15 protein-coding genes are annotated in these 24,176 nt (G+C 38.1%); 14 read left to right on the forward strand and 1 reads right to left on the reverse strand.

Annotation, left to right across the window (positions count from 1 at the left end):
- Positions 1-176: 176 nt before the first annotated feature.
- The 14 genes from J1N10_RS17895 to J1N10_RS17960 all read left to right on the forward strand — a co-directional run bounded on the left by J1N10_RS17895 (position 177) and on the right by J1N10_RS17960 (position 19,871).
- Positions 177-1,166 (forward strand): hypothetical protein, encoded by a 990-nt coding sequence (locus J1N10_RS17895; RefSeq protein WP_262328105.1) that lies wholly within the window; start codon positions 177-179, stop codon positions 1,164-1,166.
- 200 nt (positions 1,167-1,366) lie between these two features.
- Entirely contained in the window at positions 1,367-1,660 is a 294-nt protein-coding gene (locus J1N10_RS17900; RefSeq protein ID WP_262328106.1) for a helix-turn-helix domain-containing protein, read from the forward strand.
- A gap of 237 nt (positions 1,661-1,897) precedes the next feature.
- The gene (locus tag J1N10_RS17905) at positions 1,898-2,683 is read left to right on the forward strand and encodes a hypothetical protein (RefSeq protein WP_262328107.1); all 786 of its coding nucleotides are present in this window, start codon (positions 1,898-1,900) and stop codon (positions 2,681-2,683) included.
- Positions 2,684-2,773: 90 nt separating this feature from the next.
- On the forward strand, positions 2,774-3,421 hold the full coding sequence (locus tag J1N10_RS17910; protein ID WP_262328108.1) for a P-loop NTPase family protein: 648 nt from the start codon (positions 2,774-2,776) through the stop codon (positions 3,419-3,421).
- A gap of 150 nt (positions 3,422-3,571) precedes the next feature.
- A complete protein-coding gene (locus tag J1N10_RS17915) occupies positions 3,572-4,198 on the forward strand; it encodes a hypothetical protein (RefSeq protein WP_262328109.1) in 627 nt (208 codons plus the stop codon).
- Between the two features lie 171 nt (positions 4,199-4,369).
- A complete protein-coding gene (locus tag J1N10_RS17920; RefSeq protein WP_262328110.1) occupies positions 4,370-5,149 on the forward strand; it encodes a hypothetical protein in 780 nt (259 codons plus the stop codon).
- Positions 5,150-5,356: 207 nt separating this feature from the next.
- On the forward strand, positions 5,357-6,328 hold the full coding sequence (locus J1N10_RS17925; protein WP_262328111.1) for a T9SS type A sorting domain-containing protein: 972 nt from the start codon (positions 5,357-5,359) through the stop codon (positions 6,326-6,328).
- A gap of 111 nt (positions 6,329-6,439) precedes the next feature.
- Positions 6,440-8,098, forward strand: a complete 1,659-nt coding sequence (locus J1N10_RS17930) for a hypothetical protein (protein WP_262328112.1) — start codon at positions 6,440-6,442, stop codon at positions 8,096-8,098.
- Positions 8,099-8,156: 58 nt separating this feature from the next.
- The gene (locus tag J1N10_RS17935) at positions 8,157-9,908 is read left to right on the forward strand and encodes a hypothetical protein (RefSeq protein ID WP_262328113.1); all 1,752 of its coding nucleotides are present in this window, start codon (positions 8,157-8,159) and stop codon (positions 9,906-9,908) included.
- A gap of 87 nt (positions 9,909-9,995) precedes the next feature.
- On the forward strand, positions 9,996-12,734 hold the full coding sequence (locus tag J1N10_RS17940; RefSeq protein WP_262328114.1) for a T9SS type A sorting domain-containing protein: 2,739 nt from the start codon (positions 9,996-9,998) through the stop codon (positions 12,732-12,734).
- Between the two features lie 405 nt (positions 12,735-13,139).
- Positions 13,140-13,946, forward strand: coding sequence for an SGNH/GDSL hydrolase family protein (locus J1N10_RS17945; protein ID WP_262328115.1), 807 nt, complete (start codon positions 13,140-13,142; stop codon positions 13,944-13,946).
- An 87-nt stretch (positions 13,947-14,033) separates the two neighbouring features.
- Positions 14,034-15,494 (forward strand): arylsulfatase, encoded by a 1,461-nt coding sequence (locus tag J1N10_RS17950; RefSeq protein ID WP_262328116.1) that lies wholly within the window; start codon positions 14,034-14,036, stop codon positions 15,492-15,494.
- Between the two features lie 129 nt (positions 15,495-15,623).
- Positions 15,624-17,579: a sialate O-acetylesterase gene (locus J1N10_RS17955; RefSeq protein WP_262328117.1), complete on the forward strand. Its 1,956-nt coding sequence runs from the start codon at positions 15,624-15,626 to the stop codon at positions 17,577-17,579.
- A gap of 180 nt (positions 17,580-17,759) precedes the next feature.
- Positions 17,760-19,871: a PKD domain-containing protein gene (locus tag J1N10_RS17960; protein ID WP_262328118.1), complete on the forward strand. Its 2,112-nt coding sequence runs from the start codon at positions 17,760-17,762 to the stop codon at positions 19,869-19,871.
- Between the two features lie 128 nt (positions 19,872-19,999).
- Here J1N10_RS17960 and J1N10_RS17965 read toward each other — a convergent pair whose 3' ends face one another.
- A complete protein-coding gene (locus J1N10_RS17965; protein ID WP_262328119.1) occupies positions 20,000-24,106 on the reverse strand; it encodes a hybrid sensor histidine kinase/response regulator transcription factor in 4,107 nt (1,368 codons plus the stop codon).
- Positions 24,107-24,176: the final 70 nt, after the last annotated feature.

The raw sequence follows: 24,176 nt of genomic DNA on the forward strand, positions 1-24,176 counted from the left end.
TGGTCACTTTGGAGCGTCAAAGGGTGGTCAATTTCGTTCGTTAGACCTGGTCAATTTAAATCGTTAAGAGGTGGTCAACTTCAGCGTTTTTTCCAATAAGCACTCTGCATTTAACCATTAAAAACAAACTCCTGGCGGAATCAGTAAAGCAGCTTACTCGCAAACGTTTATTAAACTTGGTTGTATTTTACCAGGCCTGTTTAATTCGCCTGATAGATGAGCTGAATATCAAAGACTGTCCGTGTTCACAAAATAAGCAATGTCATGCCACTCATCTGGAGCCTTTAATAGAAAGTCTGACTGAGTCATTGATATTCATTAATGAGCAATATAAAGATTTTTTTGACCTCGAATCAAACCTTCCCAGAACTTGTGAAGATTATCATCGTGCAAACATTCAGAAAAGAATCAAAGAGATTCTACAAAACCTTATTCAGATCTCAATAAGCGATCGATTACTCCATGTTATGCTACATCCATTAATGGATTTTGTTCAACAAAAGAAAGCTGCTTATAGCTTTAATGACAAACGTTTCCTTTACCAATGGCTACAACACCTGGAGAACAACTGGATGTTTGTTTTTGATGCTAACGATTCTTCAGTTGAGTTTTGCAAACAGCTAATTGAATGGAACCTCAACTCTCTTGAAACAATTGATTTCTTCATTGATTTTATCACTGAAAAATATCAGTTGGAAGATACAAAAGAAGACCAGTTACAGGTGTTGAGGTATTTTCAAAAGTGCTTTAAGCAGCATGTGGTTGTGAATAAAACTGGCTACCAGATTAATAAACCTTCATTAAAAGAAACGCTAATAAACTGGGTTGTACAGGAGATTATCTACATTGAAAGCACCTGTCATATTAACGATAGAAATGAACTCATAACTCAACCGGATGATAGTACAGAAAAAGTAAAAACCAATTTATCCGTTGCCCAATTGGGATGTTTTATTCGGCTCTGCATTGACTCTGGAATTTTTCCTGAAAAGAAAAAGAAACAGCTAATTACCGTATTTGCAGAAAACTTCTCTACAACCAACCGTGACAACCTATCATATGGCAGCCTAAAAAATCACCAATACCATCCTGAAAACAGTGCCGTTGATAAACTAAAAAGTATTGTTTTCAAGCAGCTCAAACTACTACAAGAAAATAATTTTTAATTTTTTTTCAAAAATACATAAGCCTGGTAATGATGTAATTAACAAGGGGTGACACAGGGGTGATGTCACCCCTGTCACTGTTTTCATATTTGTCTTTTACTTTCCTTTGTTCTCGTTCAAAATCAATCATCTATTATCAGCTAATGTCTAACAGCGAAGTGTTCTAACAGAAGCGACAGCTTCGCTCTAAAATCTAAACAATGAAAACCGAGAACAAAAAGCTACTCCACGACCTCATCACTACCGATGATCTCAACCAATTCCGTAAATCACTTATGGGCGATATCGAAAAGCTACTCAAAGAAAGTATCAAACCAACACCCAAAACCTGGCTCAAATCCAACGAAGCCAAAGTCCTCCTGGAAGTCTCCAACGGCACCCTCCAGAACATGCGTAACAACGGCACCTTGCCCTTCACCAAAATCGGCGGTGTCATCTACTACAATCGCGACGACATCCAAAAGATGCTCATCGAAAACAAACAGTCATACTAGCATCTAAAAAAGCGAAGCCGTTCTATAAGAAGCATCGCTACGTTTTAACAACTGAAACGTAACACTTAACAAAGCTGTAAAGCAACTCTCCCTTTTTAAGGGGAGATGCCGGAGGCTGAGGTATTGCATCATGAAAATCATCAGCTTTTCAACTCAACAATTAACCACCCGGATAACTATCGGGTTCGACACCACACCATGAACTACATCAAGCATTTAAACCAAATATTTGCCTTGATGGATCAGGTAAAGAGTTTTAAGTCATACCATATTAGTCTCTATCTGGCTTTGTTTAGACGGTGGAATATCGAAAGATTTAAAAATCCAATTAGTGTATCACGCGACGATATAATGAAAACAGCAAAAATCGGTTCGCCAAAAACATACTCAAAAGCTTTAAAAGAATTGCAATCACATCACTTTATTCGATATGATCCATCACACGATCCCAATGTGGGTAGTCTCATTAACCTGTTCACATATGAACAAGTTACTTGTTCCCTAGTTGGGTCAAAAATGCCCCCTTATATAAACAATATAAACAGTAAACAAACTAACACTCTTTATAAAGAGGAAAATTTTTCAATTTCTAATTCTAAAAAAAGTAACGATATGAAAAATACATCTGACATCGAAAATCAAAAATCATCCATCGAACATCATAAATCGCAAATCCAACATCCCCCTTTATCCCATATCCAAATCTACTTCCACGAAAAAGGCTATCCCGAAACCGAAGCCCAACGCTTCTTCAACTACTATGAATCCAATGGCTGGCTCATTGGTGGCAAAACACCAATGAAAGACTGGAAGGCTGCTGCCCGCAATTGGATACTCAACATCAAGAAATTCGAAAAGAAAGGTCTTGATGCTGAGCGGAGCCGAAGTACATATGACACTCGCAAGAAGCAGTTCCGTCAAAAACATCGAAAATCTAAACATCTCACATCCGAAAATAAAACATTCAGTCTTCGCCCAACATCCCCTCTACCCTCATCCTCCAATTACGACGAACCTCTTTAGCGTTTCGAACCATTCGTGCTAATTCGTGAAGAATATTACCAAGCTGTAAATCATCTCAAATCTCATTACTCACATCTCAACTCTGAAAAAATGCATTACCAAATCAAAAACAACATCAACTACTACGATTTTTCTAAATCCCTCAACCTCATCACCCAAAAGGGCAAAGCCTTATATGGGCCTCATTTCAAACTATACGATGAAGATAGGCCCATCATTAACAAACTATTCGCATACTTCATACACGACCCTGAAGAATGCAAACGACTTGGAATAAACCTACGCAAAGGCATTCTCATGCTCGGACCGGTTGGTTGTGGCAAAACAGCATTGATGAGGTTAATGCCACTTATCCTGCCCAATAACCAGCGCTTTCCACTTAAAGCCTGTCGCGACATTAGTTTCGAATTCCAAAAAGATGGTTATGATACCATCCACCGCTATTCTAAACGAAGCTTTAGCATCTCACCTGGGCAGCGTATTCCCAAAACACTTTGCATTGATGATTTGGGAGCCGAATCCAACATCAAACATTTTGGCTCAGAATGCAATGTCCTGGCCGAAGTCATTCTCAGTCGCTACGACTTATTCATTTCCGACAGGCTCATTACGCATGTTACTACCAATCTCAATGCGAAGGATATTGAAACACTCTATGGGAAACGAGTAAGAAGTAGATTAAGAGAAATGATGAATGTGATTATCTGGCCGGAAGATAGTATAGATAAAAGAAAATAATTTTCAATCATCGTTTATTAAGAAGCTCAAAAGAAATCACACGAGACATAAAAACAACCATTCTTTGAAATGAAAGTGTGTACAGCTTTCCTAATTCATTCAATATGTTTACGCTGTAGAATTAACAATGAATATAAATCAAAACACTCTATGAAAAAGTTCTTTACTACAGCCTGTGCTCTCATTGCCTTTTCTTGCATGTATGCACAAGTTAATATTCCGGTTAGCAATGGTGATATGGAAGATACAACACCCATGTATCAAAATAAGCGAAACGGAAAAAAGTGGTCAATTGAAGGTGGATGGTTCAACGAAAACAGTAAACCAAGTAAGTTAGATGCTGCAAATAGTGGCTTAGCTCCTGGAGAAGGGAGGAATGGCACTCAGGCTATTAAATCCAAAATAGTAGATGCTGAAGGAACCACTGCTCATGTTACTCTATCTTTTGGTGATAATGACATTAGTAATTATGGCCCTGGAACCTATAAGTTTTCATTTTACGTCAAGGCTTTAGATGCCGACAAAACAAGGTCATTATGGATAATGTGTAGTGCTATTGATGATAATAAAAAGGATATCAGCAGTGAAGTATTAACCCAAATTGATAAAGGTGGAACAGTTGCCTGGAAAGGATTAGAAAATGGTTATTTAGAGCAGTCAGTTACGGTAAAAATATCCAAAGATACACCTGTTAAATATTTGCGACTGCTGATACAACATGCTAGATATTCCAATACCTATTGGTTTGATGATTTCACCTTAACTAAATTGGATTAAAAACAGGGGCTTTATATGAATTGGCTAGAATGATAACTATTCGTTAATCAGTTGTGTGGCTGAATCTGAACAATAATTGGCCATTTTTAGGAATATATAGATGTATTTGATTTAGCACTCAATTTCTATGTTTGATTCAACAAATTTCAGTAATTAAAATTCAAAATCACTATGAAAAATCTACTATTCTATTTAGTCTTTTCTGTCTTATTATCTGCATTTAGCATTGTTAATGCTCAAGATAAAATCACAAACATCACTGCACCCCATGAAGTTTCACCGGGCCAAACAGCGAAGGTTACTGTCGAGTATAGCATTAGCAAGTCCAGGGATATTCTTGTAAATGTTCAGGAAAATGGGGGTGAATGGAAAAGTTATGCATGGGTGAGAGCTAAAGCTAAATCAGGAAATGGCAAGCTAGACCTTGAGGTACCTGTAGGTTCGGATATTCCACTAGCCATCGGTGCTTATAAAATAGGTGTTACGTTGGTGCCGGTTGGTGGCAGCTACCCTGAACGACTTGATGAACGTACAATCGCAGATGTGGATGCTGTGTCAGCCTCAGTTAAAGCAAGGGAAATTACAGTTGCGGTAGACGACATCATAAGTATAGTTGCACCAGATCAAGTTTCACCCGGAGAGAAAATAAAAGTTACCGTAGAATATGGAGCCACTGAATCGCGCGACATCCTTATTAATCTGACACTGAACAAAGAGCCTTGGACAAATTATGGTTCGACCAAAATAAAAGCTGCAGCTGGTACTGGGAAAAAAGAAGTTGAGTTAACTGTTTCTAAGGATATTCCCTTGGCTGCAAATGCCTATAATTTGGCTGTTGCTATAGTTCCGGTTGGTGAAAACTGGCGATCGAAACTGGATAGTATAATAAAAGGACAACTGCATGCAGTAGCCCCTACTTCGGATAAAAAAAGCAGGAAAAAGAGAAGATAGAGGCCGATTTTAAATCCGTGCTATTGTACTTACTTATAACTAAGAAAAAGAATCCTTAAAAACAGTTGGTCAAAGGTTTTGGGGTCAAGCTTTCTTGTAAAATTACCTGTTTCTGACCATCCTTTGGAATAAAATAGTGCCATAAAAAGTATCTCCAATTCCTAAGTTTGAATCAACAATTATCTAACAATTAAATTCAAAATCATTATGAAAAAACTACTACTTTCATTTGCAACTGCATGTTTGCTATTTGCTTTTGGCAATGTTAATGCTCAAGAAATTACTAACATTACGGCGCCAGATCCAGTCGAGGCAGGTAAAACAGAAGTAGTCACGGTAGACTACGTGGCCACTGCGCAAAGTGATATTGTTATAAATATTCAATCAACAGCAGACTGGTCTAATTATGGAAGTGCCAGAGTAACTGTTGAAGCAGGAACTGGTTCAGTAAATATAAACCTAACCGTTGGAGCGAGCACTCCACCAGCCACAGATGTTTATAAAATAGGTGCTTATATAGCACCAGTAGGCGGTGCATATCCAGAACGACTTCACGAATTAAATTTATATAATATTGATGTTATAGCCCCAACAGGACCGATTGATCAATTAATAAGTCTCACAGCGCCAGAGGTGATTTCACAGGGAGAAACAGTAACAGTCGCTGTGGAGTATGAAGCCACTGAACAACGAGATATAACTGTTATAGTTCAAGAAAATGGCGGGAGTTGGACAAAATACGGTGAAAGCACTTTAACTGTAGAATCAGGAACTGCAACTGTAAATGTGAATTTAACTGTTTCAGCCGATATTCCGATTGCAACAGATGCATATAAGATAAGTGCTACACTTGTACCTGTTGGAATGGAATGGGAAGACCGATTAGATGAACTCATACAGTACAATGTAAGCGCGACAATTGCTACTACAATAGGAACTGAGCAAGTAGCTGCGGGGGTTAGTGTGTTTCCAAATCCGGCTAGTGATATAGTCAAAATTACAGGTGAAACTACTATTAAGAATGTTAGTATGTATGCCATATCTGGAGAGCTAATGAGCAATGTAAAAGTCAATGCACGTGAATATCAATTTGACCTAACACCATTTTCAAAAGGTTTATACATTTTAAATGTAACCAATGAAAAAGGCACCTCAAGCATTAAGTTGGTAATTAAATAGACCACTATAGATAAAGCAGAGGTAATTAGATCTTTATAAGCATAAAGCAAGTTAAAAGAGGGAAGCTATATAGAACTGCTTCCCTCTTTTATAACAATTAAAAAACACAAGATGAGCAACTACCAGAGACATGCTATATTATATGCCATAATCACAGCTTTTTTTGCAATAACCTCTTGCGATGTCTATTCTCAGCATGAAGAGGCAGAGCCTTCAGAAATGGGCTATCCTTATTGGGGTGAGTATCAAAAAACACCCATATCGGAGATAATAAATCCACAATGGATATCTAAAGATAAGGTGATAGATGGTTGGGACTGGACGCTGCCAGATAATATTGAACCCTCTGACAAATCCAGTCTCTGTATTGCTCGTAATTTTGGACTAGGTATCTATAAAATAAATCAACTGCCTCCAATTAACTTCAAATGTAATCCTGTTATCTCGCATTGGGTTAGATGGAGAGATTTAGAACCCGTTGAAGGGGAAATAAACTTTCAGCCATTAATAAAAAACATACAGGCAGCCTATCAAAAGGGCTATGGATCTATTGTTCGCATTCACTTTTCGGCCACTGATTTTGCACCTGATTGGATTAAGGACTATAATATCCCTATCCGTAAAGAGCATAAAGAAAACCCGGTAAAAGCAAATTACGAGGTCAGTCACCCCGAGTTTCATCAACGCTATCTGAAATTTATTGATGCCTTGGGTAAGAGCGGTATACCGCAGATGGAAGAAGTAAAGGGACTTTTTTTGGGGTATGCCTCACCCTCCAATGGCGATGAAGGCATAGGCCCTTATCCGGAACATAATGCCAACGCCAATGATACGGTTCAGCATGTGCGTGAGCGCATTGATGCCTGGGCTGGTGCCTGCTCAGGGGTAGAGCACAAAGTGTTTATGGGTGGTTTGTCTGATTATGGATTTAGCAAAGGATTTGGCATTCGTCGTGGTTTTGTTGAGATGTATCTGTACCATATTCCTGATGAAAACATCGGTCAATTGTTAGACACTGAAGACTATTTAATGGTTGATGAAGCTAATGCAATAATAAAGAAGAATCTGTTTCATGGAGAAGAAAACGAGGAATATGAAGAAAAATGGGCCACTGCAGAACGTGGATTTCGTTTTGGTGAAAACACTGACCCATACACATATCGCTACTTCACTGCCAATATACGACTGTTACAAATGCGCTGTAACTATTTGCTGAATAACGAATTTGCCTTACTGCCTGATATGCTTACCTGGGTTAGTCTCAACCTCGGTAAAACACGAGATGATGCACCGGATGCCTGGTGTTTCTTGCGTGAAAGTTATTTAAGGCAGCGTCCCGTAAAGAATTTCGAACGATGGGTATATCAGCGCGACATACCAGGTTATGAAACGAAACCCGTTGTTAAGATTGATCATCCCATTGAAATGTGGATGGTTAAACCCGACATGTACCACGACTATGTAGCCAGGCAGGGACAAAAAATTGGATTTGATGTAGACGACGTCTTTCTTGCATCAAACAAAACATTTGCCATTAAAATTTCCTATATCGACAAGGGAAAGGGAAGCTGGTCACTAGTTTACCAAGGGAATAACGGAATTGAAGCAAGGGTTATTACCAATGAGAATACGGGTAAACTTAAAACGGCTACCTTTTTTATAGAAGGTAACTTTGAAAATAAAACAATTCCATTTGATTTAGAGATACATGGCAAAGATAGTTTTGAGCCTGTTGTTAGCTTTGTGAGGGTGATAAAAACAGAAAAATAATATTGAACTCATGTGTAAAGTGAAATATATATTATTTAACAAGGGTGTTGCAATAAGAATGATTACATCTTTATGTCTTCTTATTATATGTGTAAATATTCAGGCACAGGATGTTTTTCCTGAAAATGCCTGGGGTGTATATACGTGGGGAGTTTATAACCCAAAAGTTATCAATCCAGATAAAACACCTCATATAAAAGGGGCGCCAACAATTTTAAGATGGGCCGACTTAGAACCCAGAAACGGGAAATTTGAGTTTGACAAACTAATTAAAAGTAAATTAGAGCAATTAGATAAAGATAATTACTATACGACCTTAATGGTTTGGGTGGCCTTCTCTACCAAGGAGGTTACTGCCAAAGATACCACCTGGGCTTTTACGCCACCATGGCTGTTTCAAAGTGGTGTGCCTTTGGTCGAATTTCCACCAACGGTTAATCCTTTGGGGAACACGCTTACACGTTATTTCCCTTATTATCTGGATTCAAACTATAAATTCTATTTCCATCGTATGTTGAATGAGTTGGGGAAGTATGTTTTAAACTTGCCTGAAAATCTAAAAGACAGGGTGTTGTTTGTGCAAAGTGCAGAAGGGTCTACCGGTGATGGGCAGCCATATAAAGGACACCCCATTGATTCAAAGTATAACATCTCTTCGCGTGAATGGAGTGATTTCAGGATAGAAACGTGGAAAGTATTGGTGAATGCCTTTTCAAAAGACGGAGAACTCCGGATACCTCTGCTCACAAATTACGATGCTAACGAAGAAGAGCAGTATAATTGGATGCTAACTAACTTACCTAATGCTGTCGGGCTCAAAAATGGTATGTTTTCTCATGGGTATCATATTAGTGACGCACAGGAGCGATTAGCTAATTTCATCACGTTCAGAAATGAAGTAGAGGCGCAAGGTAAAGTGTTTTTTGCTCGAGGGGAGCAGGATGCTGAGTACAAGACATATGGCTGGAGTAAGCAAAATATTGCGCAAGGCCTTTATTGGTCGGCCTTATATGCTACGCATTGTGGCCTTACAATGTGGAATGTTCCCTGGGAAGCTTGTACAAGTGAAGCAAATTTTCCGGCATTTATACTTTTTAATCGCTATGCGGCACAAACCCGGGCATCTACTGCAAAATTTGCTTTTTGTGCGTTACGAAGTGGTCTGGATGCTTCTGACACTAATCGGTTTCCAGAAGCAACTTATGGCAAGGCCATTAAGTTTAACCAACAACGCTATGTTAATATTGCCAATGCCTTTAGTCAATATGGGGCGCAGATGAGCGATCCATCGAAGGCAAAAGGTGGCGGTATGATAAATAGAAAAAGGAAGGGATATAATGATGCCGGCTGGCAAATACTTCCAGGAAACTACCAACGGCATTTATCGCAAATAGAACCTGAAGAAACTAGTATTGGCTATTGGAATATTGACACTAGCATATACGGTCGGTTCGCCCGTGGATTTGATTATGCTAATGGTAAAAATACCATGTCTTTTGATTTGGATGATAATTTCTTTGATAGTCATGCATCTGTAGTAAAACCAAGCGTACAAGTCAAAATTATCTACTACGAAGGCGATGAAGGCAGTTGGGAACTATGCTACCATTCAGCAGATGAACCAATGAAAAGCGCCATTACAATAACCAACTCGCGAGAGGCTAAGTGGAGTGAACTAATACTTACTCTGGATGATGCTTTATTGAATAATGGTGGCGAAAAAGGCGCCGACCTTATATTAAGAAACAAAGGAACAACGAACTGTCGCTTTCATCTGATTGAAATTGAGAAGGGACATTTAAAGGATTAGAGTAATTAATCTGTCTTTAGTAATCTCAGAAGATGATAGTTGGAGTATTGCGTAATTCTTACGCACAATAATAAATGCACAACATCTATGATAAGTAATAAATATAAAAGCTTGGTTTTGAGTTTGCTGCTGTTTTTTGTAATTAATGGTAGCTCAGAAGCTACACTGATTAATTACGATTTTAAGGACGGTAATCATAAGGGAATATCCGCCGAAAATGCCAGCCTTGCAGTAAATTCGGGTGAACTAGCAGTAAGTATATCAGAAGCAAACAAGGCCTGGAAAGCCAGGTTATACTTAGATGTCAATCAGAACATTTATTCCAACCCAATTTTATACTTTCGATTCAAAGTGGGCAACATTGCAGCTGACGAACAAGCAGGGCTGGCTGTAACATTAAAAATTGATGGAGTCTACAATAAAGCCTCCGACGCGGGGATGTGGCGCTTATATCCTGTTTTAGACGCTTCAACCAACGACTGGCAAACACTTGCTTTGGACTTGACACCATTGATTGAATCATGGGAAGAGACCAATGGTACAGTACATGGAAACATTCAGGAAGTTTGCGTGCAAATAGGGACAGGCATTCCGTATTCGGGCAATATCATTTTTAACAACATTAAGTTGGGCGACGTATTGTTGATTAATGAGGTACAGTTGAATCCTGAAAATTTAAAGGAAATATTGGCAAATATTAACCTGCCAGTTACCGGTTCTCCCAACGCATCCAATTATGCCATGAAGGTCGATGATATTGAACATGAAGTTGTATCTGTCTCATTAAGAAATGATACAACTCTCGCTATCCAATTGGCAACAGCCATAGAAATACCACGCGAGGTGAAGGATGCGCCATCCATTCAGTTTTTCTATAATGGAAATGATGCAATTAAAGATAAGCACAATCAAAGGATAGAAGCATGCGAAAAAATGGTTTCCCTGTCGTCTTACGCTAAAAATCTGTGGAAGTATTGGGGGGAATTCGACAAAGTAACATGGCCTTATAAAGATGAGTGGCATACATCTGATGTCATTATTGATGGATGGGATTGGTCATTACCCGATTTTGTTGAGGCGGATGAAAATGCATATATCAAGTATAAAAATGTACCTAACCTTAACTTCTCATGTAACAACTTGGTGTCGGTGCTGGTGCGATGGGATGAGCTGGAACCCAAAGAGGGCATATATAATTTCGAACTATTGCGAACCCGAATTAAGAAAGCCTCCGTTGGGTATGATGGGGTGGTTTTAAGGCTGCTTTCATCAGTTTGGGAAATAAACTCTTACCCCACTCCCGGTAAACAAATCCCTTTGTGGCTTGAAGAAAGAAAAAATGCACCCCGTTGGATGGATGAGCTCGATATTGCTAAAATAGAGATGCACAAAGCCATTGATGGCAAATATATGATAACGAATATGGATATAATGGATCCGGATTACCATAGCCGGTATCTTAAATTTATTTCCGAACTGGGGAAAAGCGGTATTCCAGAAATAAAGGAGCTTAAGCTAGTAAATGTGTGTTATCGTTCAGCTTCGGCAGGAGAAGAGTTTACGTCTTATGATGCTTCCCAGAATAAGATAGAAGCGCTATATAATGCCACCGAGATAGAACAACGAACGAAAGAGCGTTTAAAGGTTTGGGCAGATGCTTTTGGTGATAACAAGCATAAACTAATGTATGTGGGACATGATGAGAAAGCCCATGTTACCTACGCTGCAGAAATGGGAATTGGTACCCGAAATGGTTTTATAGAAATGTATGGAGCCACTGTGCATATGCCTCTGTTTGGGCTTACCATTAATAACAATCGCTATGAGGAAGTGGATGAAAATAACCTGTTTATGCAAAATAAGTTTCCGTTTGGCGACGAAAATGAAGAGTACAGCAATGAAGGCCGATTCGGTTGGGAAGAGTCTTTTCCTTACAGGTACTACATTACCACTTTTCGCATGTTACAAATGCGCCGAAACTACGTGATGCACGACGGTAATACACTGAATCCTGAATTAACCTGGTATTTAGGAATGGGTTTATCACGTAATGTACATAGCACCCCTGACGCTTTTTCAATGTTAAACGAAATTTACATCAGTCCTTTTGCCAACAAAAACGAAGATGGAAGTTCAAATGCAGGACCTGTTAAAAATGTTGAACGGTGGTTGTACCAGAGAGACATGCCCGGTTACGAAACAACGCCTTGTATGGCCGTTCCGACCGCTAAAGATTTATGGTATGCAGATAATAGTAAACCTTATGATTTTACAGCGCGAAAAGGCAAGAAAATGGGTTTTATAGTTGATGACCGTTTATTTTCCAAAGGTGAACAGGGCATGGCTATCAAAGTTTCTTATTACGATGGGGTAAAGGGAACACTAAAGCTGCTTTATAAAAACAATAACGGAATACAGGAAAAATCTGTTGTAACCACAGGAAAAGATAAAGTAAAAACGGCAACATTTTTCATTAATGCAATCATGGATGATATTGGGACAGGATTTAACATTGAGTTACATTCTGCAGAAGAAGTCCCTGTATTTTTTGTTCGTATCATAAAAACCAAGCAAGATAACACTTCGATAGATAGAACCGATACAATGGAATTTTCCAGTATTTATCCCAATCCTTTTGACGACCATTTGCGGGTGAAGACTTCCGAAAGTAAGGATGCTTCTTTGGTTATTTACAATTTAAGTGGTGAAATCATTTATTCTACAACCAGAAGCAATACTATGCAAATTAACACCTCTACCTGGAAAACGGGAGTATATCTGGCAAAGATAAATGATGAAGAAGCGGTCAAATTAATTAAGAAATAAGCGGCATAGAATTCATAAGATGTAATTAACGAATTAGTGTCAAAATCATTTTTTAGGAATGCATTGTAAAGCTTGGTCATCCTAGTTGATAGACAATTTCTGACTACTTTTTGGAATAATACTAGCCCCAAGATAGCTGCGAATAAAGCTAGTTTAGTGGCCTAATTTTATTGATATGGAGAAACCGAAACTGGTTGAAAAAATACCTTTAATTATAATCACAATCATCATACTATTCTTAATGTTGAAATATTTGTATGAACACAATTTGTACCCGAATTAGGATGATTAATTTATGAATCTGTATTAATGATTTTATATTTTCCAGCATATTACTCTTGGACATAAATCCTTAGCTACAACTATAATTATTGAATTGTATCATTTAATTTATAACAAAATAAAATGCGTAAACTTCTTTTATTACTTACTATCTTTCTCGTCATCAATAATTTTGCCGTGCAATCCGCGGAAGGGGATGCTGCAAACAAAAAGGTGAAAATACTTCTTATTGGTGATAGTACAACTGAAGGAGGTAAACCAACCTTCGAAACTACCATTGAGCAACTATTAGTTGATGAAGAAGGCATACCGGCTGTTGAAGCGATTAATGTTGGCAGAGGTGGTGAGACTGCTTACTCACTTTTAAATACTGGTCGATACGATAGAGAGATTAAAGAAATCGACAGTGTTGACTACATCTTTTTACGTTATGGTATAAATGACTGGCTTAAAAGGCAGCCTTTTGAGGAGAATTTTCCGGGGGATATGAAGGCGCTGATTGGTCAGTTGCGCATGGATTTTCCTGAATCCCAAATTATTGTAATGACCATACTTCCTTTTCTTAAAGAAGGTGATACACGGGTTGTAAATGAATTTATTGTCAACATAGCAGCTGAAGAGAAGCTAGATGTATTTGATATTTGTCCTGCTTACCAAAGAGGATTGGAAGAGCACGGAAAATATTCGATGAGTGTGCGATTTTTTCCTTTAAGCGAAATCCCTGAGAAGTACCATGAACTTGTTGCACAGTACACTAAATATTATGAATGGAAGAAAGCTGATTGGGTAAGAGTTTATACCAATGAATTAGATCCTTTATTTGGACATTTACCAAACTGGTACAAGGACAAACATCCAAATCCAACCGGATATAGACTTATTGCCCGTGAAACGGTAAAATATATTCTGCCAAAGTTGAAAAACAAATAGTGTTAAATCCAAATTAAGAAATGCTTTAAAAGTTAATGGAAGGGCATTTTTGCAATAATTACAATAGACAATATAACTTATTTAGATATGAAAAATCTACTAGGAATTTTGCTGGGAATATTACTTTTCTCAGCATGTAACAACGCACAAAAAGAAAAAACGGAAGTGCCGACACAGCCTAATATTATTTATATTCTGGCTGATGATTTAGGGTATGGAGATTTGGGCTGTTATGGTCAAACAAAATTTGAAACACCTAATTTGGATAGAATGGCAGCTGAAGGAATGCTGTTTACCCAACATTACGCAGGAAGCACTGTTTGTGCGCCTTCCCGAAGCGTTTTATTAACCGGGCAACATACCGGTCATACCCCGATCCGTGGAAACAAGGAATATGATCCAGAAGGACAGCACCCCTTGGGCAGTCAGGCATATACTTTGGCAGAAATGTTGAAAGAAGCCGGATATGCCACCGGGGCTTTTGGTAAGTGGGGTCTAGGATTTGTTGGCACCGAAGGCGACCCTAACAACCAGGGATTTGATGAGTTTTACGGCTACAACTGTCAGCGACAGGCACATCGCTATTACCCAATGCACTTATGGCATAATAGTCAGAAAGTAATGCTAGAAGAGAATGACTTTAAGAATACAGAGCTATATTCTGGTGATTTGATTCATGAACAGGCCTTAAAGTTTATCGAAGATAACAAAGACCAGCCCTTTTTCATGTATTATCCCAATGTGATTCCTCATGCTGAATTGATAATGCCTGAAGGGGAGATGATGAAAAAGTACCGTGGCAAATTTGAAGAAGAACCGCATGTTGATAATCGACCGGGTGCAGATTATGGTGACGAGCCATTTGAAGTTAAATACTACTGCTCGCAACCTGAACCACGTACTACCTTTGCAGCCATGGTGTCATTACTTGATAAACAAGTAGGTGAGGTATTTACCAAGTTAAAGGAGTTGGGTATTGATGATAATACCATTGTCATGTTTTCATCAGATAATGGACCACATAAGGAAGGTGGTGCCGACCCGGATTTTTTTAAAAGTGGTGGAGGCTTAAGAGGTTATAAACGCGACCTGTATGAAGGAGGCGTGCGTGCTCCAATGATAGTGAGGTGGCCAGGTAAAATAAAAGGTAAGTCTAAAACTAAACATGTATCAGCTTTCTGGGATGTAATGCCAACCTTGGCAGATGCAGCAGGAGTTCCAGTTCCCAAAAATATTGATGGAATCTCTTTTATGCCTGAATTATTAGGAGAACAACAAGAACAGCACGATTATCTGTATTGGGAATTTCACGAACAAGGAGGTAAACAAGCAGTACGCAATGGAAAGTGGAAGGCAGTTAGGTTGAATTGTTTTGATGAAGCAAAAACGACAGTTGAATTGTATGATTTGAGTGCTGACAGAGGTGAGCAGAATAATGTTGCTGCAGAATACCCTCAAATAGTAGAAGAGATGTTGGTAATCATGCAAAAAGAACATATGAATCAACCAGATTTTCCTTTTGAAGCAGATGTGGAAAATAACTATTAGTAGAGGGAAGAGATAGATAGCACAAGGTTTTGCAATTAATAATATGCCGGATTTTGCAACTATACCTTTTGATAGTCAAGTAAATCCTTGTTGCTATCTTAATTTTCATTTGGTAATTAAAAATAACACATGAGACTGTTAAAGATATTAATCTTAATAACTGCATTAGTTTATTGTAATCAGCAAAGTATAGCTAATGTAAATGTTGCAGATATATTTTCTGACAACATGGTATTGCAACGCAATCAGAAAGTGAAGGTTTGGGGAAGTGCAGAACCGGGTGAAAAACTGACGCTAAGCTTTAATGGACAAAGGCATAAAGCTAAGGCAGATAGAACAGGGGAATGGTCTGTGACACTTGCACCAATGACAGCTGGCGGACCTTTTAATATGTCAATCAATGGAAAAAATGAAGTGCTTCTTCAAAATATCCTGATTGGTGATGTTTGGGTATGTTCTGGTCAGTCAAACATGCAATGGCCGGTTTCAAAATCAAACAATGCAGAAAAAGAAATTCTGAATGCCGACTACCCGGAAATTAGGCTGTATACCGTTCCTAAACAACTCAACAATGTACCCGAGGAAAAATTAGGCAGTGCTTCATGGCAGGTTTGTACCCCTGAGTCTGTAACGGATTTTTCTGCTGTCGGGTATTTCTTTGGTAGGGATTTACAGTCAGAAATAGATGTGCCTATTGGACTAATCAGTTCAAATTGGGGTGGTACTTGTGTTGAAACCTGGACGTCAAAAGAATCTATCGTAAAATTGCCAAAATATGAAGGTTTTGCTGAAAGAATTGACAATTTCAATGCAGAGGAAATTGAAGAAAGGAATAGGAATACTTTACGTGGTATCATTGGTGAATTGCCGGAAGAAGAAAAAGGCCTTGAGAAACAATGGATGAAACCGGAATCCGATCGAGCCAGTTGGGGTACAATTAATCTGCCAACCTATTGGGAAGATGCCGGATATAAGCAATTAGATGGGATTGTTTGGTTTAGCTACGATTTTAGGTTAGAAAATGATGACATTCATCCAAAAGTCTTTCTGAATCTGGGTCGAATCAGTAATTCCGACATCACCTGGGTAAATGGACAAAAAGTCGGTGGAATTGAATGGGGAAGCGATACCGAACGATTTTATACAATACCAGAACAGCTGCTTGAAGTTGGTCAGAACAATATTACCATAAGAGTGGATAACAGATGGGGCAAGGGCGGTTTTGCCAGTGGGTCTGAAAACTTCTTTCTAAAGCTGGGAAAAAATATTATTCAACTAAGTGGTGAATGGAATTTTAAAGTTGACAAGGTATATGACAAATTTAAAGCCTCACCCAATGAAGTTCCAAGTTTGCTTTACAATGCCATGATAAACCCACTGATTCCTTTTGGTATTAAAGGGGTGATATGGTATCAGGGAGAAAATAACACACCGCGTGCTAAAGAATATGCCGTAACATTCCCAAACATGATTAGAAATTGGCGAGAAAACTGGCAACAAGGTGATTTTCCGTTTTTGTTTGTTCAGTTGGCTAATTTTACAAAACCACAAGCAACACCCGGTAATTCTAATTGGGCCGAACTAAGAGAATCACAATTAAAAACATTAAGTGTAAAAAATACAGGAATGGCTGTGACTATTGATATTGGTGAAGCAGATGATATTCATCCCACAAATAAGCAAGAGGTTGGTAAGAGACTGATGTTATCTGCCCTTAATGTGGCTTATGGGAAAGATATTGTTTATTCTGGTCCCATATATAAATCCATGGTGGTTAAAGAAGGGAAAGCTTTAGTTAGCTTTGACCACATTGGTTCAGGGCTCATGGTTAAGAGTAAGCATGGCTATGTCAATGAGTTTGAAGTTGCTGGTAAAGATGGAACATTCCATTGGGCAAAAGCAGAGATAGATGGTGATAAGGTTGTTGTATGGTCAGATAGGGTAGAAGACCCTATTGCTGTTCGTTTTGGATGGTCAAATAATCCTGCAGAGTTAAACCTGTATAATAAAGAAGGCCTGCCGGCTTCTCCTTTCAGAACCGACGACTGGAAAGGGGTGACGGATAGTAAGTCTTTTGATGATTGAGATAGCATTTTTGCACAAATTCATAGTTTGTAAGTAAAGCATTGGGGCTGATAAAAAAAGTTTATCAGCCCAATGCCTTTAGAACTTATCATTAGCCAACTAAAAGGCTAAGCGAACAATCGAAAACCAATTGATAATGAGGCTATACAAATGCCAAACATAAATATGAAATGTCTTATTATGAAAAAGATATACCACATTATTGCAGTTCTTTGTCTGCTATTGCCTTTATATAGTTTACATTGCCAGGAGTTACTTGTTTACAACACTATTCCAGGACGTTCGCCTTCCGAACATTACCAGTGCAGGGTGAAGCTTGAAACCGAAGATGATAATGCGTGGCGGGATGCATTTGTATTACAAACAACCTGTAAAACGGATGATGGATATTATAGTATTCTTCATGATTGGTCGGCATCTTGGATTGCCTTTGAATCAGATTTCAACGGAGACAAGGTTGTTGTTGAAATTTCAAAAAAAGATGGAACCCCAATTACCAAAGCAATGGTAAGGCCAATGGCCGAAGCCTCACCAGCTGTAATATCAGACGGAAAGGCTTATGTAACTTTTACTGAACCTACCAACATTAATGTTGACATTAACGGTCAAATGGAAGACCAATACACGGGCATGGAATATGCCGGTAATCCTGTACATACAATATCAGTATTTGCTAATCCAGTCTACCAGATACCAAATACATCCGATCCCGGAGTCATTGAATTAAATCCAGGCGATGCAATTCCTTCCGATAGAAGTTTGTGGCATACCGTCTACTTTAAACCGGGAGTGCATGACATAGGCATGGCTTTTGAAATCCTGTCTGATGAAACGCTTTTTATTCCCGGCAATGCAGTTGTTCATGGTACCATTCACCCTCCTAATGCGTGGGGAAATGCTTCGGCGCAAAATATTAAAGTTTATGGTTCGGGTGCCATTAGCGGCGAAAACTACGCCTGGACCGGGGATGGAGCAAAAGAAAATAAAACGTTCACTTATCAGGCGGCAAAGGCACACCTAGAAGGATTTGTGGTTGTCGATCCGGCAAATCATACATTCAACATGAATTGCTCATTTGGAGACCCTCAGTACTTTAATACTTACAAAAACTTAAAAATACTGGCATGGAGACAAAATAGTGATGCCATTAATGCTTTCAGGCATTCGGTTATATCAGATTGTTTTTTTAGGGTGCAGGACGATGTTTTCTACTATGGTGAAAATGTAAAAATCAACAATATAGTTACATGGAACGATGCTAACGGGGCAGTGTTGTACCTTACCAAAGGAAGCTCTGTGATGGAAGACAGTTACTTTAAAAACATCACTTCCATATACCATCGATCTCAATGGCATTATTGGGATGGCGGAAGGATTATTTCGATGCGGGAAACTCCTCCTGGAAGAACGATTAGAAATGTGCATATTCAGAATGTTGTGGTAGAGGATCCATATCCGGCCTTTCCGCCCTTTTATGCGACTATGGTAGCTGGCAGCAATGAAGCTATTGTTCTCGATAATGTAATATTCGATAATGTTCACCAGGAACATGATGGAGTTAGTTCAACCAAAGATGAAACCAGAGGAAAACCTCAAAACACCTTGTTGGGTTTGGATAATAGCAGGCAATGGGAGAATATTACGTTTAGGAACTGCTATTTTAATGGTAAATGGTTAGGTAGTCTTTCGGACGGTAACTTTAAAACGGCCAATATTGATGAATACACCATCAGATTTGAATTGACGCCTGTTATGCCTGTAACCGATTTTACATCGACCCTTACATCTATTACAGAAGGAGCATCAATCAGTTTTATGGACTTATCGGGCAACTTTCCAACAACGTGGAATTGGACCTTTGAGGGAGGTACACCCGCTACCAGTAACCAGCAAAATCCTACAACCTCCTACCTGCATGAAGGAACATACGATGTTAGCCTGACGACAACTAATCAATATGGTTCATCTTCAATTACCTATAGCAATTATGTTACTGTTGGTACAATAGAAACTGGTATTTCCGCCAATCCGGATAATGGAGACTTAAAGACAAACATAGATGTACTTTCTTTGTATCCTAATCCAGCTCAAAACATGCTTTATATTGACTTTAATCAGCAGGCTCTAAGAAATATCTACTTATACACGCTGGCAGGTCAGATGGTATATAATAAGCAGACACTGGAAGATAAAATACAGATTGATATACAAGCTCTAAATATTGGCGGTCCACTTTTGGTTCAGGTACAATCCGACCAGTCTGTGTCTACCTATAAAGTGTTATGTCGGTAATAATCAGGATTTAGAAAGGGAAATCATCAATAAAGTAGTACATTAACTGTGAAGCCGGAATCAGGTATGGGACTTGATTCCGGTTTTATTTTATGCATCACTATTCAAGGTCAATAGTCAGTGATGTTTTAATGGTTCATTCTTTTCATTTCCGAAGGAGACATGCCAAAAGCTTCTTTGAAACTTTTTCCAAAGTACTTAGGACTTGTAAAGCCAACCATATAGGCCACTTCGTCAATTCGTATACTGTTATTATCCATAAGAACCTGCTTAGCTCTATTCATCCTCATCTCATTTAAGAGTTCTTTTCCTGATTGCCCGGTCAAACTTTTTACTTTTCTGTAAAAATTAGAGTGACTCATACCTAATTCCTCTTCAAGAGTACTTACATTAAATTCTGAGTCTGGTATGCCTTTCTCTAAAGCGTCCATCAGGTCTTTTAGAAACTTTTCATCAAGCGTGTTTACGGTAACAGCTGAAGGTTCAAGCGAAAAGCCTTTACTCTGAAATATTTTTCTTAACTGTTCGCGGGATTGAAGTAAATTCTTAATCCTCAGAATTAAATATTCCATTTCAAAAGGTTTAGATATATAATCATCAGCACCTGTTTCAATCCCCTCGTATTTGGATTTATTATCCGTTTTGGCCGTCAGAAGGATAATGGGGATATGGCTGGTTTTAATATTGGTTTTAATATGTTGACAAAACGCCATTCCATCCAAATTAGGCATCATGATATCGCTTATTATCAGATCCACATCATGTTTGTCAACCATTTCAATACCAATAAGTCCATCTTCTGCCTCAAGTACATTAAATTCAGTTATGAGCTCCGATTTAATATAGCTGCGCATATCAGCATTATCTTCAACTACCAACACTGTTTTGGCTGTATTATTGATTGGTTTAGCCTCTTCCGTTAAAAGTTCATTGGTTTTACCTCTGAACATATCATCTTCGTTAGACAATGATTTCGTTTCCTCGGTGGACGAAAGGTTGGTATCAGGAATAAAGAAACGGATGGTTGTGCCTTTATTTGTTTGACTTTCCGCTTCTATATAGCCACTATGGGCTTCAATAAGTTCGCGTGTGTGCGACAGGCCAATACCATAGCCTTTCCCGTTGGAGGTATCATCTTGATAGAAGCGTTCAAAAACTTTCTGCAATTTGCTCGTGGAGATGCCTTTACCGGTGTCATGAACTTCAATTTTAGCAAATGAATTATATTTTGAATGGTTAAGTATTTGATATTCTTTTTTAAGAACTTTAGCTATAGAAATGTTTATTTCTCCAATGTCAGTATATTTAAGAGCATTAGAGATGAGGTTGAAGTATACCTTTGCTATCATAGCCGGATCAAAGCTGAGCATTAGCTTGTTTGAAGAACTGCTGACCTGATATTTCAAACCTTTATTTCGAATGGCATAAGTGAAATGGGCAATTTCTTCTTTGGTAAAAGCAATAATATCCTGGTTCTGCAATTTTGCCACAAGTTTACCACTTTCTGCTTTTCTAACATCCAGCAATTGCTCAATGAGATAATTAAGTCGCTTAACATTCCGTTTAATTAATAGCAACTGTTCTTTTACCTCTCCACTGAGGTTGTTTTTTTGAAGGATGCTCTCAAGAGGTCCTTTAATCAAAGTCAAAGGCGTTCGCAGATCGTGAGATATGTTAATAAAGAATTCTGTTCTTAACTTATTTAGAACCTGAACCTTATTGTTGTGTTCCTGTTCAAGTAAAAGCTTGTTTTTGGTAGTATAGCGAATAATTGAGTAATACGAGAAGTAGATAAAAATTAGAACAATCGTTAGCAGGTATAAAACGTAGGCATACCAGGTATATATAAATGGGGTTTTTATATAAATAAATAGTTCTGTACCATTATCTTCCCAGATACCATCACTATTAGTCGATTTGACTTTAAATGCATATTTGCCATGTCTGAGATTAGTGTAATTAGCATGCCTTTTTGTTACGTCGGTATATTGCCAGTTTTTGTCAAACCCCTCAAGCTTATAGGCGTATTTTATTTTTTCCGCATTAGGGTAAAGCATTGAAGAAAAATCAAAACCGATATTGTTCTGATGTGGGAGTAGTACTAATGTGTCTGATATACTTATGCCTTTTTCCAAAGGAATAGTCTTTCCAATCCGCTGCTTAGGATTAACACGCTCTCCATCTATAAACAAGTCGGTAATGGTTGTTTGTGGTTTTCTTAAGCTGCTTGTTATTTGGCTAGGATAGAAGGCCGTAATACCATTAATTCCGCCCATGATAATTTCACCGTTTTTTGTCTTGTAAGCAGTATGTTCTGAAAACTCATTACTCTGGATGCCGTCACTCTCGGTGTAATTAATGAACTGTTCTTGAGATATATAAAATTTAGATAAACCATTATTGGTTCCAATCCACAGGCATTGTGCATCATCTTCTATAATTGAGTGGATCATATTGTTAGGTAAACCATCATTGGTCGTGTAGCACTTAAACGTTAACTTTCCTGTGGTGGAATCATTAACAACCTTATTCAGTCCTTCATAGGTTCCAATCCAGAAGTTATTATTCGAATCTTGAATAATGGATCTGATATAGTTGTTACTGATAGAGCCCTCCTGTTTGCTGCTTTTGTATATTTTATCGTTCACAACTTCATGCGCTTCATTGAGTGAAAGTATATGAAGTCCGCCTCCTTCAGTGCCAACTAGTAACTCATTCCTTAGTTTATTATAGAACAGCATTCTACAGTTTTGAGGAGAAGCTGATTCTGTTGATGATAGCGGATAACTTTGATCAATGCGCATGCTATCATCGGTTATTTTTAAACGAAAAATACCATTAAATGATGCCAGCCAATAATAATCTTGGGCTCCTTTGGTAATATAAAATGTCGCAAAGGTCTTTAAATGACTTAATATCTTAACAGTTCCATTTGATTCTTCAATCAGTAACAACCCTTCATCGCAGCATATAAGTTTCTTATTCTCGTTGTATGGGGCAATGTAAAATACGGTCATGTTCTCTAGACCAAGTTTTTTTACCTTTTTTGTGGCTCTGTTAATCTGGTATAATCCGTTGCTATGTGTTCCGGCCCATATTTTATTATCTGTGTTATAATACACTGATCTGATAAAGTTTGAACCGTTACTTGTTGATGTGTTAATAGACAGGTGTTCGAATTGCTTTTGATCACTGTCGAAAAAATTGACACCAGCCCCAATTGTCCCAATCCATAACACATCATCATTTGATACATATAAAGCACGAATAAGATTGGAAGTCAGACTTGAAGGATTTAAAGAATTGTACTGGATATGTTTAAATCGAATTTTATCACTATTCACCTGATCAGACTTGATAAAGTTAAGACCATTATCAAGTGTGCCTAACCATATGTTACCTTGCAGGTCAACTGAAATACCCGAACACTTTAAAGACGAAGGGCCGTTTGCGCCGGCAGATGGCTTAAACTTAGTTATTTGCTTATTTGTCAGATTGTATCTAATAAGACCGCTTCTGTTGCAGCTAATCCATAAATTGTTCGAATAATCTTCAACTAAATCTAAAAAGTTATATGAAGGGTGTATAATAGGCGTTTCTATAGTAATTGCCACATTACTATGCGACTCCACTATTATTCGACTTACAAAACTGCTGGTTTGCATCCAAATGCCGCCCTTGCTGCATTCTTTTAAGTTGATAATGCTCCGATTTAGATTGGTATTCCCGGTATCAAATTCAATTCGTTGTGGTCTATTATTATCAATAGTATTATCAAGTTCTAATCGAAAAAGACCATGCCTTGTGCCAAGAAATAAATAGTCTTCATATACAAGGAGAGTGCTCACCGTAAATTTATGGCTTGATGCAGCATGAGATGTGATTTGGTATATTGATTCCGTATGAGGATTATACATATTTAGTCCGTCATCAGTACCAATCCATACACGTCCTGATTGGTCTTCAGCAAGACTGCGAATTGTATTATTACTTAACGATTGGGGGTTATTTCTTTGCGTGGTAAATGTTTTAATACTATATCCATCATAGCAATTCAATCCATCAACTGTTCCAAACCACATAAAACCCCTGCTATCTTTCAAAAAGCAATAAACTTCACTTTGAGAAAGCCCATCTTTAGAGGTGATGTGATGAAAACGCCTGTTTTGAGAGTAGGTGCTAATACTTATTAATAGTAGAAAACCAACAATGGTTATTTTTTCATATGTCCCCATAAACGCAATATTACAAAAATATAGTTGTTAAAGACTTTGGGTACTTAGTGAATTATAATACAAAACAATT

Source organism: Carboxylicivirga litoralis, from assembly GCF_025499605.1.
Lineage (GTDB): Bacteria > Bacteroidota > Bacteroidia > Bacteroidales > Marinilabiliaceae > Carboxylicivirga > Carboxylicivirga litoralis.

Bases quoted from the DNA above. Each gene is read 5' to 3' on its own strand.
- J1N10_RS17905 (WP_262328107.1), top strand. From the start codon at position 1,898: ATGGATCAGGTAAAGAGTTTTAAGTCATACCATATTAGTCTCTATCTG.
- J1N10_RS17910 (WP_262328108.1), top strand. From the start codon at position 2,774: ATGCATTACCAAATCAAAAACAACATCAACTACTACGATTTTTCTAAA.
- J1N10_RS17950 (WP_262328116.1), top strand. From the start codon at position 14,034: ATGAAAAATCTACTAGGAATTTTGCTGGGAATATTACTTTTCTCAGCA.
- J1N10_RS17965 (WP_262328119.1), bottom strand. From the start codon at position 24,106: ATGGGGACATATGAAAAAATAACCATTGTTGGTTTTCTACTATTAATA.
- J1N10_RS17930 (WP_262328112.1), top strand. From the start codon at position 6,440: ATGAGCAACTACCAGAGACATGCTATATTATATGCCATAATCACAGCT.
- J1N10_RS17945 (WP_262328115.1), top strand. From the start codon at position 13,140: ATGCGTAAACTTCTTTTATTACTTACTATCTTTCTCGTCATCAATAAT.
- J1N10_RS17960 (WP_262328118.1), top strand. From the start codon at position 17,760: ATGAAAAAGATATACCACATTATTGCAGTTCTTTGTCTGCTATTGCCT.
- J1N10_RS17920 (WP_262328110.1), top strand. From the start codon at position 4,370: ATGAAAAATCTACTATTCTATTTAGTCTTTTCTGTCTTATTATCTGCA.
- J1N10_RS17935 (WP_262328113.1), top strand. From the start codon at position 8,157: ATGATTACATCTTTATGTCTTCTTATTATATGTGTAAATATTCAGGCA.
- J1N10_RS17955 (WP_262328117.1), top strand. From the start codon at position 15,624: ATGAGACTGTTAAAGATATTAATCTTAATAACTGCATTAGTTTATTGT.
- J1N10_RS17900 (WP_262328106.1), top strand. From the start codon at position 1,367: ATGAAAACCGAGAACAAAAAGCTACTCCACGACCTCATCACTACCGAT.
- J1N10_RS17940 (WP_262328114.1), top strand. From the start codon at position 9,996: ATGATAAGTAATAAATATAAAAGCTTGGTTTTGAGTTTGCTGCTGTTT.
- J1N10_RS17915 (WP_262328109.1), top strand. From the start codon at position 3,572: ATGAAAAAGTTCTTTACTACAGCCTGTGCTCTCATTGCCTTTTCTTGC.
- J1N10_RS17925 (WP_262328111.1), top strand. From the start codon at position 5,357: ATGAAAAAACTACTACTTTCATTTGCAACTGCATGTTTGCTATTTGCT.